Consider the following 17150-nt stretch of genomic DNA (forward strand, 5'->3'; position numbering starts at 1 on the left):
ATGGGAGCAGGGCACGCGCACAAGCTCTACCGGCACGGGCACTCGCCCGTGCACGGCCTGCCGCCGCACACCAAGCTCGCCGCCGTGTTCGCCTTCGTGGTGGTCGTGGTGTCGACGCCGCGCGAGGCGATGTGGGCGTTCGCGCTGTACGCCGTGCTGCTCGGGGTTGTGGCGTACGTCGCGCGCGTACCCGCGGGGTTCCTGCTGAGGCGGCTGCTGATCGAGGTGCCGTTCGTCGCGTTCGCGGTGCTGATGCCGTTCGTGGCGGAGGGCGAGCGGGTCGACGTCCTCGGCATGTCCCTGAGCGTCAACGGCCTGTGGGGCGCCTGGAACGTGCTCGCCAAAGGCACGCTCGGTGTCGCCGCCTCCGTCCTCCTCGCCGCCACCACCGAGCTGCGCGAACTCCTCCTCGGCCTCCAGCGGCTCAGGCTCCCGCCGCTCCTCGTCCAGATCGCGTCCTTCATGATCCGATACGGCGACGTCATCACGGACGAGATGCGGCGCATGCGGATCGCCCGGGAGTCGCGCGGCTTCGAGGCGAGGGGCGTCCGGCACTGGGGCGTCCTGGCCAAGTCCGCGGGCGCCCTGTTCATCCGCTCCTACGAGCGCGGCGAGCGCGTGCACCTGGCCATGGTCAGCCGCGGGTACGCCGGCTCCATGCCGGTCATCGACGAGGTGACCGCGTCCCGGGCGCAGTGGACGTACGCCCTCGCCCTGCCCTGTGCCGCCCTCGTCGTGTGTCTGCTGGGATGGACCCTGTGACTGATGTGACCCCTTCACCGGCCCCTTCGCTGGACGTGGCCGGTCTGGCCTTCGCCTACCCCGACGGGCACCAGGCCCTCTTCGGCGTCGACTTCTCCGTCGCGCGCGGCGAGCGGGTCGCGCTGCTCGGCCCGAACGGCGCCGGCAAGACGACCCTCGTGCTCCACCTCAACGGCATCCTGACCGGCGGCACCGGCACGGTGAAGGTGGCCGGGCTGCCCGTCGGCAGGCGGCACATGGCGGAGATCCGGCGCCGGGTCGGCATCGTCTTCCAGGACCCGGACGACCAGCTCTTCATGCCGACCGTCCGGGAGGACGTGGCGTTCGGGCCCGCCGCGGCCGGGCTCAAGGGGCCGGAGCTGGAGAAGCGCGTGGACCGGGCGCTGGAGCGGGTCGGCATGGCGGAGTTCAAGGACCGCCCGCCGCACCACCTCTCCTTCGGCCAGCGCCGCCGGGTGGCCGTGGCGACCGTGCTCGCCATGGAGCCGGAGATCCTCGTCCTCGACGAGCCCTCCTCCAACCTCGACCCCGCCTCCCGCCGCGAACTGGCCGACATCCTGCGCTCCCTCGACGTGACCGTGCTGATGGTCACGCACGACCTGCCGTACGCGCTGGAGCTGTGCCCGCGCTCCCTGATCCTCAGCGAGGGCGTGATCGCGGCGGACGGCCCGACCGACGAGCTGCTCTCCGACGAGGAACTGATGCGCGCCCACCGGCTGGAGCTGCCGTTCGGTTTCGATCCGCGTTCGGTGACAATGGGCGCGTGACGAACGAGGAGACCGAGGGCTCGCTGCTGCTGGACGACCAGCTGTGCTTCGCGCTGTACGCGGCCCAGCGGGCGGTGACGTCCGCCTACCGCCCCCTCCTCGACGAGCTCGGCCTCACCTATCCGCAGTACCTGGTCCTGCTGGTCCTGTGGGAGCGCGGGGAGACCACGGTCAAGGAGCTGGCCGCCGCGCTGAGGCTCGACTACGGCACGGTGTCGCCGCTGCTCAAGCGGCTGGAGAGCCTGGGGCTCGTCCGCCGGGAGCGCGCGGCGCACGACGAGCGCTCGGTGCTGGTCGCCTGCACCGGGCCCGGGGAGGAGCTGCGGGAGCGCGCGCAGGGCGTACCGGGCGCCCTGCTCGCGGCGACGGGGCTCGCCGCACCGGAGGTCGCGCGTCTGCGCGAGGAGCTGTGGCGGCTGGCGGAGACATCGCAGACGGCCCCGAACCGCCCGCACTGATCACCCGTTACCCGCGGTTATCACCCCCTGCTGGGCAGACGCTTCCCTACTGGCCGGTACCTTGTGCGCGATGTATTAGTGCGCACCTGTTCTGGGGGATCCAGCCATGACTGACGCCGCCGCCGTCGACACCCGCCCGACGAAGATCATGTATGTCGCCGAGGCCACGGCCCACGGCGGCCGCGAGGGCTATGTCACCAGCCAGGACGGCCGGATCGACCTCAAGGTCGCGATGCCCCCGCAGCTCGGCGGCGACGGCAACGGCACCAACCCGGAACAGCTCTTCGCGGCCGGTTACAGCTCCTGCTTCCACAACGCGCTGATCCTCGTCGGCAACCGGGAGGGGTACGACCTGACCGGCTCCACGGTGTCCGCGAAGGTCGGCATCGGCCCCAACAAGCAGCGCGGCTACGGCCTCGCGGTCGCCCTGAGTGTCTCGCTCCCCGTCCTCGACCCGGGCCTCGCGGGCAAGCTGGTGGACGCGGCCCACGAGGTCTGCCCGTACTCGAACGCGACCCGGGGGAACATCGACGTGACGATCGTGCTTGGTTGAGAGGGGATCGAGTCGGCGAGACGAGGAGTACGGACGTGGACGTGCACGGCACAGTGGCCGAGGGCTTCGAGCCGGTCAGGGACGCGTTCGTACGGAACTTCGGCGCGCTCGGGGAGCGGGGCGCGGCGGTCGCCGTCTACCGGGACGGGCAGCGGGTCGTCGACCTGTGGGCCGGCACGAAGGACGTCGACGGCACGGACCCCTGGGAGCGCGGCACCGCCCAGGTCGTGCGCTCGGCGACGAAGGGTGTCGCCGCCGCCGTACTCCTGCTGCTGCACCAGCGCGGGCAACTGGACCTCGACGCGCCGGTGGGCCACTACTGGCCGGAGTTCAAGGCGCGGGGCAAGGAGCGGGTACTGGTCCGGCACGTCCTGAACCACCGGGCCGGCCTCCCCGTCCTCGACCATCCCCTCACCCCCGAGCAGGCCCTCGACCCGCTCCGGGGCCCGGAGGCGGTCGCCGCGCAGGCCCCCGCCTGGGAACCGGGCACCGGGCACGGCTACCACGCGCTCACCTACGGCTGGCTGCTCGACGAACTGGTGCGACGCGTGACGGGGCAGGGCACCGGCGCATGGCTCGCGTCGCAGATCACCGGCCCGCTGGGCCTGGACCTCTGGCTGGGCCTGCCGGACGCGGAGGCCGGCCGGGTCGGACGCGTGGGCCGCGTCGAGGGGCCCGAGCCGGCCGGCGGCCTGCGCGCCCGCCCGAAGCGTTCGGTCACCGAGGCCTACGCGGACCCGGCTTCCCTGACCCGCCGGGCCTTCGCGGCGATCACCCCGTTCCCGGACCAGAACGACCCGGCCTACCGCGCGGCGGCCCTCCCCGCGACCAACGCCATCGCGACGGCGGACGGACTGGCCCGCTTCTACGCGACGCTGATCGGCGACACCGCCGGCGCCTCACGCCTGTTCACGCCGGAGACGATCGACCTGGCCCGGGGCGAGGAGTCGGCGGGCCCCGACCGCGTCCTGGTGGTCGGCACCCGCTTCGGCCTCGGCTACATGCTGCACGGCAGCGCCTCCCCCTTCCTCACGCCGGGTTCCTTCGGCCACCCGGGCCGCGGCGGCGCCCTCGGCTTCGCCGACCCGGACACCGGGATCGCGTTCGGCTATGTCACCAACGGCTTCCGCAAGACGGTCACGGCGGATCCGCGGGCGCAGGGGCTGGTGCGCGCGGTGCGGGGGGCGCTGGACATCTAGACGTCTCGGAGGCTCCGGGCACCTCCTGGACGTCTCTAGACGTGAATCGGGTGGGAGGTCCGCCCCGACGCCTGGTCGATCTCTTCGTGGGCCTTGGTCAGCAGTCGCATGGCGAGCTCGTTGAGCGCCCGGGCGCCGGCGATCTCCTCCCCGACTCTGGGCTGATTGGCGTCGGTCCGGTGCCGGCTCGCGTGCCCGTGCGCCCGTACCTCGGTGCCGTCGGGCAGCCGGACCAGCGCCACTGCCTGGGTGCGCTGGTCGTCCTCCCGGAACTCCATCTCGACGTGCCACCCCACTGTGGTGTGCATCATGACGATCACCTCCGGAACACTTAGTTCCAGGGTGCTCCTCCCACCGGCTGGACGCACCCCCCTAGCCGGCGTGCAGCATCAGCCCGATCCCGACGACGAGCAGTCCGGCCGCCGCGATCCTCGGCGCCCCGAACCGCTCCTTGAAGAAAACGGCCCCGATGGCGGCGCCCACGATGATCGACGACTCGCGCAGGGCGGCGATGGGCGCGAGCTCGGCCCTGGTCTGGGCCCACAGGACGAGGGCGTAGGCGGTGACGGAGAGGGCTGCACCGATGAGCCCGATCCCGGCGAACGGCCGGAGAACGGCGACCGTCCCCCTCCTCCAGCGGCTCACGGCGTAGGCGGGGATCACGACTCCCTGGACCGCCATCAGCCAGGCGATGTATCCGAGGGAGGAACCGGAGGCGCGCACGCCGAGGCCGTCGACGACGGTGTACACCGCGATCGTCACACCGGTCGCGAGGGCCGCTCCGATCGCCGCCCAGTCGGGCCGGCGCCCGCGCAGTCCCCACACGGCGACGCCGGTCAGCCCCGCGCACGACAGGGCGATACCGGCGGCGGCCCACCCGTCGGGCACCTCGTGCGCGAAGACGGCGGCGAGCACGGTCACGACGAGCGGCACGGTGCCGCGCGCGATGGGATAGGCCTGCCCGAAGTCGCCCAGCCGGAAGGACTTCATCAGCAGCGCGTAGTAGGCGATGTGTATGACGGCGGAACCGAGCAGATACGGCCATGCCCCGGCCGCCGGAAACGCCACGAAGGGCGCCAGGGCCAGCCCGATGACCACCCCGCCGCCCGAGATCAGCGCGAACCCGGCCAGCTTGTCGGTGATCTTGTGGGCGATGGCGTTCCAGCTTGCGTGCGTGACGGCGGCGAGCAGGACGGCGGCGGTGACCAGGGGCGTCACGCGGAGAGCTCGCGCACGTCCACGAGTGTGCCGCCGGCGTGGCCGACGAGGTCGCGGGGCGCCATGGGGAACACGGTGTACGGCGTCCCGGCGGCGGCCCAGACGACGTCGTACCCGAGCAGGGACCGGTCGGCGAGCACGCGCGTCTTCGTCCTGTGACCGAAGGGCGGCACCCCGCCGATGGCGTACCCGGTGGTCTCCCGCACGACATCGGCCTTGGCGCGCGTGACCTTCTCCGCCCCGAGCTCCTTCCGCACGAGCTCCAGGTCGACCCGGGAGGCCCCGTCCATGAGCACCAGTACCGGCACACCGTCCGCCGCGAAGATCAGCGACTTGCAGATCTGGCTCAGCTCACACCCGAGCGCGGCGGCGGCCTCGGCGGCGGTACGGGTGGCTTCGGGGAACCGGCGGACCTGACGTGCGAGGTCCTCGATCCCCAGCTCCCGCAGGGCCTCGGCGAAACGGGGGTGTACTTCGGGGTTCTCGGCGCCCGTGGCGGCTGTCGTCGTCATGCGGGCACGCTAGCGGTACGTGTACGGAGCACGCGAGGTGGTTTCAGCCGGTGCCGTCCTCCGGCCGGACGTCCGCGAACTCCCACCACGCGAGCGGCAGCCAGTCCCCGTCGACGAAACCGTCGACGGACCCGCCGGTGCCCTGGATGGTCACGCGCGTTCCCTCCGGATAGACGATGCCCGACAGGCCGGGGACCGCTACGAGCAATGTGCCGATACGTCGTGACAAGGCCCTACTTCCTTCCCTCTGTAGATGCAAATCGTCTCATCATGCACCAGCCTGGTATATGACCCACGGCACAATTGGAGGTGCGTGACGATGAGGGCTGTCGTGTACAAAGGCCCCTTCGAGGTAGCGATAGAGCAAGTGGAGGACCCACGGATCCAGCACCCGAACGACGTGATCGTCCGTGTCACCTCGACCGCCATCTGCGGCTCGGACCTGCACATGTACGAGGGCCGTACCGCCGCGGAACCGGGGATCGTGTTCGGTCACGAGAACCTCGGGGTCGTCGAGGAGGCGGCAGAGGGAGTCACCTCGCTCAGCCGCGGCGACCGGGTGGTCATGCCCTTCAATGTGGCATGCGGCTTCTGCAAGAACTGTACGGCCGGCTTCACGGGCTTCTGCCTGACCGTGAACCCGGGCTTCGCCGGCGGCGCCTACGGCTACGTCGCGATGGGGCCCTATGTGGGAGGCCAGGCGGAGTACGTGCGCGTGCCCTACGCCGACTTCAACTGCCTGAAGCTCCCCGAGGGCACCGAGAAGGAGACCGACTTCGTCCTGCTCGCCGACATCTTCCCGACCGGCTACCACGGCAACGAACTGGCCGACGTGCGTCCCGGTGACAGCGTCGCGGTCTACGGCGGCGGCCCGGTCGGGCTCATGGCCGCGTACTCCGCGATGCTGCGCGGCGCGAGCAAGGTGTTCGTGGTCGACCGCGTGGCGGAGCGGCTGGAGAAGGCGCGGGAGATCGGTGCCGTGCCGATCGACTTCACGCAGGGCAGTCCGGCGGAGCAGATCAAGGAGCAGACCGACGGCCAGGGCACGGACAAGGGGATCGACGCCGTCGGCTACCAGGCGCAGGCGCAGGGCGAGGACCGCGAGGAACCGGCGACCGTACTGAACTCGCTCGTCGAGACGGTCCGGCCGACGGGCGCGCTCGGCGTGCCCGGCCTGTACGTCCCGCGCGACCCCGGCGGACCGGACGAGCAGGCGAAGCAGGGCATGCTCATGGTCTCCATCGGGCGCCTCTTCGAGAAGGGGCTCCGGATGGGCACCGGCCAGTGCAACGTCAAGCGGTACAACCGCCACCTGCGTGACCTGATCATCGAGGACCGTGCGAAGCCGAGCTTCGTCGTCTCGCACGAGCTTCCTCTCGACCAGGCGCCGACGGCGTACGAGAAGTTCGACAAGCGCGTCGAGGGTTACACCAAGGTCGTCCTCCACCCGCACGCATGAGAGAGCCGGCATGACAAGAGCCGGTGAGGGCTCCCCGTCCCCAGGGGGCCCTCACCGGCCGGTCTCTCAGGACGCGGTCAGGCGCGCACCAGTTCCTTGTCCTGATCCCCGGACGCCGAGCGCAGCCCCTCGCCCTCCACGTCCACGTTGGGCAGCGCCCGGTCCAGCCACTTGGGCAGCCACCAGGCCTTGCGGCCGAGGAGGGCCAGGACGGCCGGGACGATGGCCATGCGGACGACGAACGCGTCGAAGAAGACCGCGATCGCGAGACCGAAGCCGATCATCTTGACCATGGACTCGGACGAGCCGATGAAGCCGGCGAAGACCGCCATCATGATCACCGCCGCGGCCGTCACCACCCGGGCGCCGTGCCGGAACCCCGTCACGACCGCCTGGCCGGCCTTCTCGCCGTGGACGTAGGCCTCCCGCATCCGGGTCACCAGGAAGACCTCGTAGTCCATCGCCAGGCCGAAGACCACGCCCACCATGAAGATCGGCATCATCGACATGACCGGGCCGGTCTGCTCGACGCCCATCAGGCCCGCCAGCCAGCCCCACTGGAAGACCGCGACCACGGCGCCGAGGGCCGCCATCACCGACAGGAGGAAGCCGAGGGCCGCCTTCAGGGGGACCAGGATCGAGCGGAACACCACGATCAGGAGGAGGAAGGCCAGGCCGACCACCAGGACCAGGTAGGGGATCAGGGCGTCGTTCAGCTTCTCGGAGACGTCGATGTTCATCGCCGTCTGCCCCGTGACCAGCACGTTCGCGTCGGAGTCGGCCTTGATCCCGGCGCCCTTGCCGCGGATGGAGTGGACCAGGTCCTCGGTCGCGACCGACGACGGCTTGGAGTCCGGGATGACGGTGATCGTCGCCGTGTCGCCGGCCTTGTTGGGCGCCGGCGGCGTGACCGTGACGACGTCCTCGAGGCCCTTGATCTCGTCGCCGACCGCCGTGAAGGCCGCCTTCGGGTCGTCGCTGGCCTTCGCGTCGACCACGACCATCAGCGGGCCGTTGAAGCCCGGTCCGAAGCCCTCGGAGAGGAGGTCGTAGGCGCGGCGCTGCGTGGTGGACGTGGGCTGGGAGCCGTCGTCCGGCAGGCCCAGTTCCAGGCTCGCCGCCGGGACGGCCGCCGCGCCGAGGCCGATGACCCCGAGCAGCAGGACCGCGACCGGGCGGCGGACGACGAAGCTCGCCCAGCGCGTGCCCAGGTTCGGCTTCACCGGCTTGTCCTGCTTCTCCTGCGCCTTGGCCCGGCCGAGCAGCCTGCCCTTCTCCCCCGCCGGCTTCACCTTCCGGCCCGCGTAGCCGAGCAGCGCCGGGATCATGGTCAGTGCGATCAGCACCGCGATGGCCACCGTGCCCGCCGCCGCGACGCCCATCTTCGTCAGCATCGGGATGTTGACGACGGAGAGGCCTACCAGGGCGATCACGACCGTGAGGCCCGCGAAGACCACCGCGGAGCCCGCCGTGCCGACGGCCCGGCCCGCCGCGTCCTCCCGGTCACGGCCCTCCGCGAGTTCGGCCCGATAGCGGGAGACGATGAACAGCGCGTAGTCGATGCCGACCGCGAGGCCGATCATCATCGCGAGGGTGGAGGTCGTCGAGCCCAGGTCCAGCGCACTGGCCAGCGCCGTGATCGAGGAGACGCCGATGCCCACGCCGATGAGCGCCGTCAGCAGCGGCAGACCGGCCGCGATCAGCGAGCCGAAGGTGATGACGAGGACGACCGCGGCGACCGCGATGCCGATGATCTCGGTGGTGCCGGTGTGCGGGACGGTCTGGAGCGCGTCACCGCCGACCTCGACGGTCAGCCCGGCCTTCCGCGCGTCCTGCGCGGAGTCCTCCAGGGCGTCGCGGGAGGAGTCCTCCAGCTCCATGCCGGAGACTTCGTACGAGACCTGCGCGTACGCGATCGTGCCGTCCTTGCTGACGGCCTTCGCCTGGTACGGGTCGGTGACGCGGACGACCTCGGAGCCGTCGGCGAGTTCCTTGACGGTCTCCTGGACGGTCGCCTTGTTGCCGGGGTCGGTCATCTTCTCGCCGCTCGGCGCCTTGAAGACGACACGGGCGGTGGCTCCGTCGGCGCTGGTGCCGGGGAAGCGCTGCTCCAGCAGGTCGAAGGCCTTCTGCGCCTCCGTGCCGGGGATGGAGAACGAGCTGTTGCCCGCGGCGGGGGCGCTGGCCGCGCCGACACCGGCGAGGGTCAGCAGGGCCACCCAGATCAGGGCGACGAAGTGCCGCCGCCGGAAGGACATCCGGCCGAGTTTGTAGAGGAATGTGGCCACGAGGGCGTACTCCCGGTCAGGTCGTGGGGTTGTTTCTGGGCAGGGCTGGTCAGCCCGACGACGTGAGCGGTGACGTCAGGTGGAGGGCTAGGTCAGGGAATCGTCAGTCGACGGGGAAGTCGTCAGTCGACGGGAACGCCGAGGGCGGGGAGGACCACGGCGTCGATGTACGAGGTGAGGAACTCCTGCGTCGGCGGCCGGTCGTCGATCAGCGTGCGCGTGGCGAACGCGCCGACCAGCATGTGCACGATGTAGTCCAGCGCCGGGCGGCCGGCCTGGACCTCACCGCGGTCGACCGCTCTTTGCACCACCCGGTGGAACTCCTCCATCTCGGGCTCGATGAGCAGTTCCTTGAACGCCTGGAGCAGGTCCGGGTTGCCGTGCACCGCCATGAACAGACCGCGCATCAGCGCGGCGTTCTGCTGCATGGTGCAGTCGTCCTCACGGGAGGTGAGGGCGTGCAGGTCGCCCCGCAGGGATCCCGTGTCGACGTCGGCGATGCTGCCCGGCTTGTTGTGCCGGATCGCCTTCGCCACCAGCTCCGGCTTGCCGCCCCACTGGCGGTAGAGCGTCGCCTTGCTGGACCGGGTGCGAGCGGCCACGGCGTCCATGGTGAGGGCGTCGTAGCCGACCTCGCGGAGCAGGTCGAGCACGGCCGCGTACAGCTCGGCCTCACGCTCGGGCGTGATCCGACTGCGACGCACGGTGGCGGCCTCAGCCATCTCGCTCACCTTCCTGCTCCGAACGACACGGTTTCGTACGTCACGAATGTAGCGCAACCTCATATGAGAACGAAACCGTTTCGTACGTGTCCTGGGTCACGAGATGGCACGCCCGCCGGTTTGTCATAACTTGCTCCGGTCCGCCCCCGGGCAAAGCATGGGGAGGTGAGCTATCTGCGTCTGCCGCACCTCCATGACGACCTGCTGTGCTTCGTGGCCGAGGACGACCTCTGGCTCGCCCCGGTGGACGGCCCCGGCCGCGCCTGGCGGCTCACCGTCGACCGCACCAAGGTGGGCCACCCCCGCTTCTCGCCCGACGGCCGCCACCTCGCGTGCACGAGCTGGCGCAGCCTGGTGCCCGAGGTCCATCTCGTTCCGGTGGACGGCGGTCCGGGCCGGCAGGTGAGCCACTGGGGCAGCGCCGACACCCGGGTCTGCGGCTGGACCCCGGAGGGCGAGATCCTGGCCGTGGCCTCGCACGGCGAGCCCTTCTCGTACTTCACCTGGGCCTACAAGGTCTCCCCCGACGGCGACCCGGGCCGCAAGCTGCCCTGGGGGCCGGTCGCCGACATCCAGGTCGCCGATCTGGACGGGGAGCGCAAGTCCCTCCTCCTCACCGGCACCCCGCCGCACGAGCCGGCCGCCTGGAAGCGCTACCGGGGCGGCGCCACGGGCAGGCTGTGGCTGCACGGCGAACGGCTGCTGGCCGATCTCGGCGGCCATCTGCACTCCCCCATGTTCGTCGGCGGCCGGATCGCCTTCCTCTCCGACCACGAGGGCGTCGGCAACCTGTACTCCTGCGCCTACGACGGCTCCGACCTGCGCCGGCACACCGACCACGACGCCTTCTACGCCCGGCACGCCTCCAGTGACGGCACCCGGGTGGTGTACCAGTGCGCGGGCGACCTGTGGCTGGTCGACGATCTGTCACCGGACGCCGAACCGCGCCGGCTGGACGTACGGCTGAGCGGCCCGCGCGCGGGGCGGCGCCCGTACCAGGTGGCCGCCGCCCAGCACGTCGACGGGATCTCGGTCGACGAGACCGGGCGGGCGAGCGCGGTCGTCGTACGCGGCAGCCTGTACTGGCTCACCCACCGGGACGGGCCGGCCCGCACGCTCACCGACACCCCGGGCGTCCGGGTGCGGATGCCGGAGATGCTCGGCGCGAGCGGGCGGGTGGCGTACGTGACGGACGCGGAGGGCGAGGACGCGATCGAGATCGCCTCCCTGCCCCGGGCGAGCGGCGACCGCCGGCCACGGCGACTGGCCTCGGGGGAACTGGGCCGGGTCCGGGAGCTGGTGTCGGACCCGGAGGGCGAGCGGCTGGCGGTCGCCTCGCACGACGGGCGACTGCTGCTCGTGGACGTGACCGAGGAGTCCGTCGGTGAGGTCACCGAGTTGATCCGGTCGATCAACGGGCCCGTGCGCGACCTCGCGTTCTCCCCGGACGGGGCGTGGCTGACCTGGTCGCATCCGGGGATCGGGCGGACGCTGCGGCAGATCAAGATGGCCCGGCTCGGCGGAACGGCAGAAGGGGACAGGTTCGTCGTCGACGTCACCAACGGCCGTTTCGAGGACGAGAACCCGGTCTTCACGCGCGACGGCCGCTACCTCGCCTTCCTCTCCTGGCGCGGCTTCGACCCGGTCTACGACGTGCACACCGGCGACCTGTCCTTCCCGCTGGGCTGCCGCCCGTATCTCGTGCCGCTGTCCTCCGCGACGCCCTCCCCCTTCGCGGTGAACCCCGAAGGCCGCCCGGCCGCCGGGGGCCTGGACCCGGTGGAGGACGACGAGAACGGGGAGAGCGGCGCCGTGATCGTCGAGGTCGAGGGGCTGGAGAGCCGGGTCACACCCTTCCCGGTGGCCGCCTCCAAGTACTCGGCGCTGTACCCGGTGGCGGGCGGCGGGCTGGTGTGGCTGCGCTGGCCGATCTCGGGCGCGCTGGGCGAGACCTTCGCGAACCCGGACGACACCAGCGGCCGGCCGACCCTGGAGCACTTCGGCATCACCAAGGCCAAGAAGTCCGAACTCGCCGTGCACCTGGACTTCTTCGCGGTCAGCGGCGACGGCACACGGCTGGTGATCGTCGACGAGGGCGAGCTGCGCGCGGTGCCCGCGACCGAGCCCGGTGACGCCGACACGACGGTGTGGATCGACGCGCGCCGCATCCTGCACGTGGTCGACCCGGCGGCGGAGTGGCGGCAGGCGTACGAGGAGGCCGGGCGGCTGATCCGGGCGTACTTCTGGGAGCCGGGCATGTGCGGCATCGACTGGGCCGGGGTGCTGGACCAGTACCGTCCGCTGGTCGAACGGGTCGCCTCCCCGGACGAGTTCGCCGACCTGCTGCGCGAGGTGCTGGGCGAGCTGGGCACGTCCCACGCGTACGTCACCGCCGCCCGGCGCAACGAGGGCCCGCCGCACTACCAGCGCCGGCAGGGCCTGCTGGGCGCCAACTTCGTACGCCGGGAGGGCGGCTGGACGGTCAAGCGGATCCTGCCCGGCGACTCCTCCGACTCCAAGGCCCGCTCCCCGCTGGCCGGCACGGGCATCCGCGAGGGGGCGGTCCTGACCCACGTCGACGGCCGACCGGTGGATCCGGACGCGGGCCCGTACCCGCTGCTGGCGGGCGCGGGCGGTACGACGGTGGAGCTGACCTTCTCACCCGCGGAGGGCGCGGGCCCGCCCCGGCGGGTCGCCGTCGTCCCGCTCGTCGACGAGCGGCCGCTGCGCTACCAGGACTGGGTGGCCAAACGCCGTTCGGTGGTGCGGGAGTTGAGCGGCGGGCGGTGCGGCTATCTGCACATCCCGGACATGGGCGGTTCGGGCTGGGCGCAGTTCAACCGTGATCTGCGTATGGAGGTGTCCCGGCCCGCGCTGATCGTGGACGTGCGGGGCAACGCCGGCGGCCACATCAGCGAGCTGGTCGTCGAGACGCTGAGCCGCACGATCCTGGGCTGGGACCTGACCCGCGACGCCCAGCCCGTGTCGTACACCTCGAACGCGCCGCGGGGCCCGGTGGTGGCCCTGGCGGACGAGGCGACCTCCTCCGACGGCGACATGATCGCCGCCGCGTTCAAACTGCTGAAGCTGGGCCCGGTGGTGGGGCAGCGCACCTGGGGCGGCGTGGTCGGCATGACCGGCCGGCACGAGCTGGGGGACGGCACGGTCATCACGGTGCCGATGAACGCCGCCTGGTTCGACGCCTACGGCTGGTCGGTGGAGAACAAGGGCGTCGCCCCCGACATCGACGTCCTGCGCACCCCGCTGGACTGGGCGGAGGGCCGTCATGCCCAGCTGACCGACGCCGTGGATCTGGCGCTCGGGCTGCTGGAGACCAATCCGCCGGCGACACCGCCGACCTACAGCGACGTACCGGACCGCTCCCGTCCGAAGCTGCCGCCAAGGAGCTGAACCAAGGCCCAGGGCGTGCGGAAGGGGCACCCCGTGCGGGGCACCCCTTCCCTTCAAGCACGCAACGTCAGGCGTCGTAGTCCTGGTCGAAGCGGTCCTCCTGCTCGCGCTCACGCTCGCGGTCGCGGTCACGGTCGCGCTGCGGCTGCGGCTGCGGCTGCGAGGGGTCCATGTCCTCGTCACGCCGGCGGCCACGGCCCTGCATCTGCTCGCGGGCCTGGTCCGCCTTCTGCCGGGCCTGGTTCTGCCACTGCTCGGACTTCTCCTGGAACTGGTCCTTCATACCCATGTGGGTTCACTCCCGTTGGGGGTGAGGGGATCTGGCTCGACCAGATTCACACGAGCCGTGACGCTCTGCATGTCGATCACTTACGGAACGTAGTCCGCTGCTGCTCATCGGCCGCTCCGCCCGCCCCGACGAGGCCCGTGCGCATGCCCGTCAGCCGGTCCGCGAACCGCCGCATCTCCCGTTGGCCCACCGTCCCGATGACCCCGGGCAGATATCCGCGCACGCCCTGCATCCCGCGCAGCCACCACTGCCCGTAGACATGGCTCGACCGGCGCTCGATCCCGGCCACGAGCCGGTCCACCGCCGGGCCCAGCGGGTACGTCTTGTTGGACGGCCAGGGCAGCCGCTGCCTCAACTCCCGCATGACGTCGTCCTGGTCGGCCCCCCGCACCATGTCGGTGTCGGTCCACGACAGATACCCGACGCCGACCTTCACACCCCGGTACCCGACCTCGGCGCTGAGACTGTGCGCGTACGCCTCCACTCCGGACTTGGACGCGCAGTACGCGGTCATCATCGGCGCCGGCGTGATCGCCGCGAGGGACGCGATCTGGAGCAGATACCCCCGGCTCTCCAGCAGCATCGGCAGGAAGGCACGGGCCGTCACCGCCGAGCCGACCAGGTTGACCTCGATCACCCGCCGCCAGGACTCCGGGTCGGAGTCGGCGAACGGACCGCCCGTGGCGACACCGGCGTTGGCGACGACGATGTCGACCCTGCCGAAGCGCTCCTTTACCTCCTCCGCGACCCGGGCCATCGCCTCGTGGTCGGTGACGTCGGCGTGCCAGTGGTCGCTGTCGCTGTGCAGCCGCGCGGACACCTCCTTGAGCGCGTCCGGTTCGAGCCCGACCAGCGCGATCCTCACGCCGCGCGCGGAGAGCTTGCGGGCCAGCAACTCCCCGACGCCGCGCGCCGCCCCGGTCACCACGGCGACCCTGCCTTCGAGGCTCACCCTGCTCATGCGCTCTCCTCGGATACGACCTGGATGTGTGCGTGGACGAGTTCACGGATCTTCCCGGTGACCAGCTCGGGCGCCTCGACGGGCGTCATGTGGCCGATGCCGGGCAGCTCGGTGAGCCCGGTGCAGTGCGGAAGCGCGGCGGCCAGGGCCCGGGCCTGCACCGGCGGCGTCAGCCGGTCCGCCGTACCGACGACGACGGCGGTGGGCACGTCCAACTCCCGGACACCGTGGTCGAGATCGAGCAGGTCCAGCACGTGCGACCAGGTGTGGCGGACCTTGCGGGGGCAGGCGTGCACGATGCGGGCGCAGGCCTCGACCATGTGCGGGGCCGAACCGGGGCCCATCGTGCCGTACTTGAGGATCCGGCGGGCCAGGGGCGTGACCGGGCCGAGCGGCGCCCGGGAGCCCAGGATCCGCCGGGTCAGCCAGGTCCGCAGCCGTCCGGGCCGCATGGGGACGACGGTGGAGGCCGCGACCAGCTGCGAACTGCCCGTGCTGCACAGCAGGACGGCGGCCGTGTGCTCGCGGAAGGCGGTCCTCCCGGAGGCCGCCATCACGGTCATGCCGCCCATGGAGTGCCCGGCGACCACGGCCTGTTCGCCGGGCGCGAGGGTGGCTTCGAGTACGGCCTCCAGGTCGTCGGCGAGGGTGTCGGTGCTGCACGCCGGGCTCGCGGGGCTGCGTCCGTGTCCGCGCTGGTCGTAGGCGACGACCCGGTGGTCGGCGGCCAGGTCGCGGATCTGCGCGGCCCAGAAGGCGGTGGAACAGGTCCAGCCGTGGGCGAGGACGACGGCTGGGGCGCCCTCGGGCCCGTGGACCTCGACGTGCAGCCGGGCGCCGTCGGCGGAGACGGCGGTCAGTTCGCGCGCGGGGGCGGGCGGGGCGTAGGGGCCGGAATCGACGGACAACAGGCGGCTCACGCGTCCACCCCGGCCTTCTGCTCGGCACCCTTCCCGGTCGTCGTCACGGGGGCCCGCAGAACGTCGTACTCCGCGAGATCCACCCGCCGCGTCGCCCGCCGGAACTCGGCTGTCGTACCGGGCCAGATGGTGGTGTTGCGGCCGCTCGCGTCGAGGTACCAGCTGGTGCAGCCACCGGTGTTCCACACGGTCCGCTTCATGCGTTCCTGCACCCGGTGGTTCCAGGCGCTCACGGCGCTCGGCCGGGCGTCGAGGGCGACCCGGCCTCCCCCAGAGCCCGAAGGGCCTGGGGGGACCCCCAGGACGTCGAGCTGGCGTACGAAGTCGGCCAGGTAGTTCAGCTGGGACTCGATCATGAGGATCATCGAGGAGTTCCCGAGGCCGGTGTTGGGCCCGATGATCGTCATCCAGTTGGGGAAGCCGGCCGCGGAGGCGCCGCGCAGGGCCTCCATGCCGCCCTTCCAGGTCTCGGCGAGGGTCCGCCCGTCGGCGCCCACGACCCGGTCGGCGATGGGCATGTCGGTGACGTGGAAGCCGGTGCCGAAGACGATCGCGTCCACCTCGGCCTCACTGCCGTCGGCGGCGACGAGGGTCGATCCGCGGACCTCGGCCAGCCCGCTCGCGACCACGTCGACATTGGGCCGCGCGAGCGCCGGGTAGTAGTCGCTGGACAGCAGGATCCGCTTGCAGCCGATGCGGTAGTCCGGGGTGAGCTTCGCCCGCAGGGCCGGGTCCTTGATGGCCCGGGCCATGTTGCGCCGGGCCAGCTGCTCGACGAAGCCGAGTTCGTTCGGGCGCTTGGTGAAGGCCTGGACCTGCAACTCCCGGATGCCCCACAGCAGTCCGCGCCGCAGCTGCGAGGTGAGGGGCAGCTGCCGGTGGAGCCACCGCTCGGCGTCGCTGATGGCCCGGTCGACGCGGGGCATCACCCACGGCGGGGTGCGCTGGAAGAGCGTGAGCCGCGACACCTCGGGCTGGACGGCCGGCACGATCTGGATGGCCGAGGCCCCGGTCCCCACCATCGCGACGCGCTTGCCGCGCAGGTCGTAGTCGTGGTCCCAGCGGGCGGAGTGGAAGACCTTGCCGGGAAAGGAGTCCAGTCCCGGGATGTCCGGCACCTTCGGATCGGACAGCGGCCCGGTCGCGGACACCACGACATCCGCCGACAGGCTCCCGCTGCTGGTCTCGATGTCCCAGCACAGCCGCTCGGCGTTCCACGTCATCCGCTTCACCTCCGAGTCGAAGCGGATGTGCGGCCGCAGCCGGAACACGTCCGTCACGTGCTCCAGGTAGGCGCGGATGTGCTCCTGCCCCGAGAAGGTGCGCGGCCAGTCGGGGTTGGGCGCGAAGGAGAACGAGTACAGATGCGACGGCACGTCGCACGCGCACCCCGGGTAGCTGTTGTCGCGCCAGGTCCCGCCGACGCTGCTCGCCCGCTCCAGGACGACGAAGTCGGTGACGCCCTCGCGGCGCAGCCGCACGGCGGCCCCCAGCCCGCCGAACCCGGAACCGACCACCGCGACCCGCACATGCTCGCGTTCGTGTTCGCGTTCGCCCATGCCGACACCTCCACACACCACGAGAACCATGCCAGTGAACACTGGCGCAATGGGAGAGTAGGGCAGTGACGT

General features: G+C 71.6%; 17 protein-coding genes. 7 read left to right on the forward strand and 10 right to left on the reverse strand.

Annotation, left to right across the window (positions count from 1 at the left end; translation table 11 throughout):
* From cbiQ to ABFX81_RS24045, 5 genes are all read left to right on the forward strand, one after another.
* Positions 1 to 762 carry a cobalt ECF transporter T component CbiQ gene (gene cbiQ, locus ABFX81_RS24025; RefSeq protein WP_086851998.1) on the forward strand — a complete coding sequence of 254 codons (762 nt, stop codon included), beginning with the start codon at positions 1 to 3 and terminating at the stop codon, positions 760 to 762.
* Positions 750 to 1529 (forward strand): ATP-binding cassette domain-containing protein, encoded by a 780-nt coding sequence (locus ABFX81_RS24030; RefSeq protein WP_086851995.1) that lies wholly within the window; start codon positions 750 to 752, stop codon positions 1527 to 1529. The genes cbiQ and ABFX81_RS24030 overlap by 13 nt, the downstream gene beginning before the upstream one ends.
* Positions 1526 to 1987 (forward strand): transcriptional regulator, SarA/Rot family, encoded by a 462-nt coding sequence (locus ABFX81_RS24035; protein ID WP_086851993.1) that lies wholly within the window; start codon positions 1526 to 1528, stop codon positions 1985 to 1987. Before ABFX81_RS24030 ends, ABFX81_RS24035 begins: the two co-directional genes overlap by 4 nt.
* A 106-nt stretch (positions 1988 to 2093) precedes the next feature.
* Positions 2094 to 2540, forward strand: coding sequence for an Ohr family peroxiredoxin (locus ABFX81_RS24040; protein ID WP_086851992.1), 447 nt, complete (start codon positions 2094 to 2096; stop codon positions 2538 to 2540).
* Between the two features lie 35 nt (positions 2541 to 2575).
* Complete coding sequence (locus ABFX81_RS24045; RefSeq protein WP_086851990.1) at positions 2576 to 3739, forward strand: serine hydrolase; 1164 nt, start codon at positions 2576 to 2578, stop codon at positions 3737 to 3739.
* A 35-nt stretch (positions 3740 to 3774) separates the two neighbouring features.
* Here the strand turns inward: ABFX81_RS24045 and ABFX81_RS24050 are convergent, their stop codons facing one another.
* From ABFX81_RS24050 to ABFX81_RS24065, 4 genes are all read right to left on the reverse strand, one after another.
* Positions 3775 to 4050: a dsRBD fold-containing protein gene (locus ABFX81_RS24050; RefSeq protein ID WP_086852008.1), complete on the reverse strand. Its 276-nt coding sequence runs from the start codon at positions 4048 to 4050 to the stop codon at positions 3775 to 3777.
* Between the two features lie 61 nt (positions 4051 to 4111).
* Positions 4112 to 4957, reverse strand: a complete 846-nt coding sequence (locus ABFX81_RS24055; RefSeq protein ID WP_086851988.1) for an EamA family transporter — start codon at positions 4955 to 4957, stop codon at positions 4112 to 4114.
* Positions 4954 to 5469 carry a YbaK/EbsC family protein gene (locus ABFX81_RS24060; RefSeq protein ID WP_086851986.1) on the reverse strand — a complete coding sequence of 172 codons (516 nt, stop codon included), beginning with the start codon at positions 5467 to 5469 and terminating at the stop codon, positions 4954 to 4956. The genes ABFX81_RS24055 and ABFX81_RS24060 overlap by 4 nt, the downstream gene beginning before the upstream one ends.
* A gap of 43 nt (positions 5470 to 5512) precedes the next feature.
* The gene (locus ABFX81_RS24065; protein WP_086851984.1) at positions 5513 to 5698 is read right to left on the reverse strand and encodes a hypothetical protein; all 186 of its coding nucleotides are present in this window, start codon (positions 5696 to 5698) and stop codon (positions 5513 to 5515) included.
* 90 nt (positions 5699 to 5788) lie between these two features.
* Between ABFX81_RS24065 and ABFX81_RS24070 the strand changes: the two genes are divergently transcribed.
* Complete coding sequence (locus ABFX81_RS24070) at positions 5789 to 6928, forward strand: alcohol dehydrogenase catalytic domain-containing protein (protein WP_086851983.1); 1140 nt, start codon at positions 5789 to 5791, stop codon at positions 6926 to 6928.
* Positions 6929 to 7005: 77 nt separating this feature from the next.
* On the opposite strand, the gene ABFX81_RS24075 is transcribed toward ABFX81_RS24070, so the two are convergent.
* Positions 7006 to 9216: an MMPL family transporter gene (locus tag ABFX81_RS24075; RefSeq protein ID WP_086851982.1), complete on the reverse strand. Its 2211-nt coding sequence runs from the start codon at positions 9214 to 9216 to the stop codon at positions 7006 to 7008.
* Positions 9217 to 9338: 122 nt separating this feature from the next.
* Positions 9339 to 9938 (reverse strand): TetR/AcrR family transcriptional regulator C-terminal ligand-binding domain-containing protein, encoded by a 600-nt coding sequence (locus tag ABFX81_RS24080; RefSeq protein ID WP_086851981.1) that lies wholly within the window; start codon positions 9936 to 9938, stop codon positions 9339 to 9341.
* Between the two features lie 165 nt (positions 9939 to 10103).
* On the opposite strand from ABFX81_RS24080, the gene ABFX81_RS24085 reads away from it, so the two are divergent.
* Positions 10104 to 13349, forward strand: a complete 3246-nt coding sequence (locus ABFX81_RS24085; protein ID WP_086851980.1) for a S41 family peptidase — start codon at positions 10104 to 10106, stop codon at positions 13347 to 13349.
* Positions 13350 to 13416: 67 nt separating this feature from the next.
* Here the strand turns inward: ABFX81_RS24085 and ABFX81_RS24090 are convergent, their stop codons facing one another.
* From ABFX81_RS24090 to ABFX81_RS24105, 4 genes are all read right to left on the reverse strand, one after another.
* A complete protein-coding gene (locus tag ABFX81_RS24090; RefSeq protein ID WP_086851979.1) occupies positions 13417 to 13638 on the reverse strand; it encodes a hypothetical protein in 222 nt (73 codons plus the stop codon).
* A gap of 76 nt (positions 13639 to 13714) precedes the next feature.
* Entirely contained in the window at positions 13715 to 14599 is an 885-nt protein-coding gene (locus ABFX81_RS24095) for a short-chain dehydrogenase/reductase (protein WP_086851978.1), read from the reverse strand.
* Positions 14596 to 15519: an alpha/beta fold hydrolase gene (locus ABFX81_RS24100; protein WP_346138636.1), complete on the reverse strand. Its 924-nt coding sequence runs from the start codon at positions 15517 to 15519 to the stop codon at positions 14596 to 14598. The genes ABFX81_RS24095 and ABFX81_RS24100 overlap by 4 nt, the downstream gene beginning before the upstream one ends.
* Positions 15516 to 17078 (reverse strand): flavin-containing monooxygenase, encoded by a 1563-nt coding sequence (locus ABFX81_RS24105; RefSeq protein WP_346138637.1) that lies wholly within the window; start codon positions 17076 to 17078, stop codon positions 15516 to 15518. Before ABFX81_RS24105 ends, ABFX81_RS24100 begins: the two co-directional genes overlap by 4 nt.
* Positions 17079 to 17150 lie beyond the last annotated feature (72 nt).

It is taken from the genome of Streptomyces coeruleofuscus, assembly GCF_039532725.1.
Taxonomy (GTDB): Bacteria; Actinomycetota; Actinomycetes; order Streptomycetales; family Streptomycetaceae; genus Streptomyces; species Streptomyces coeruleofuscus.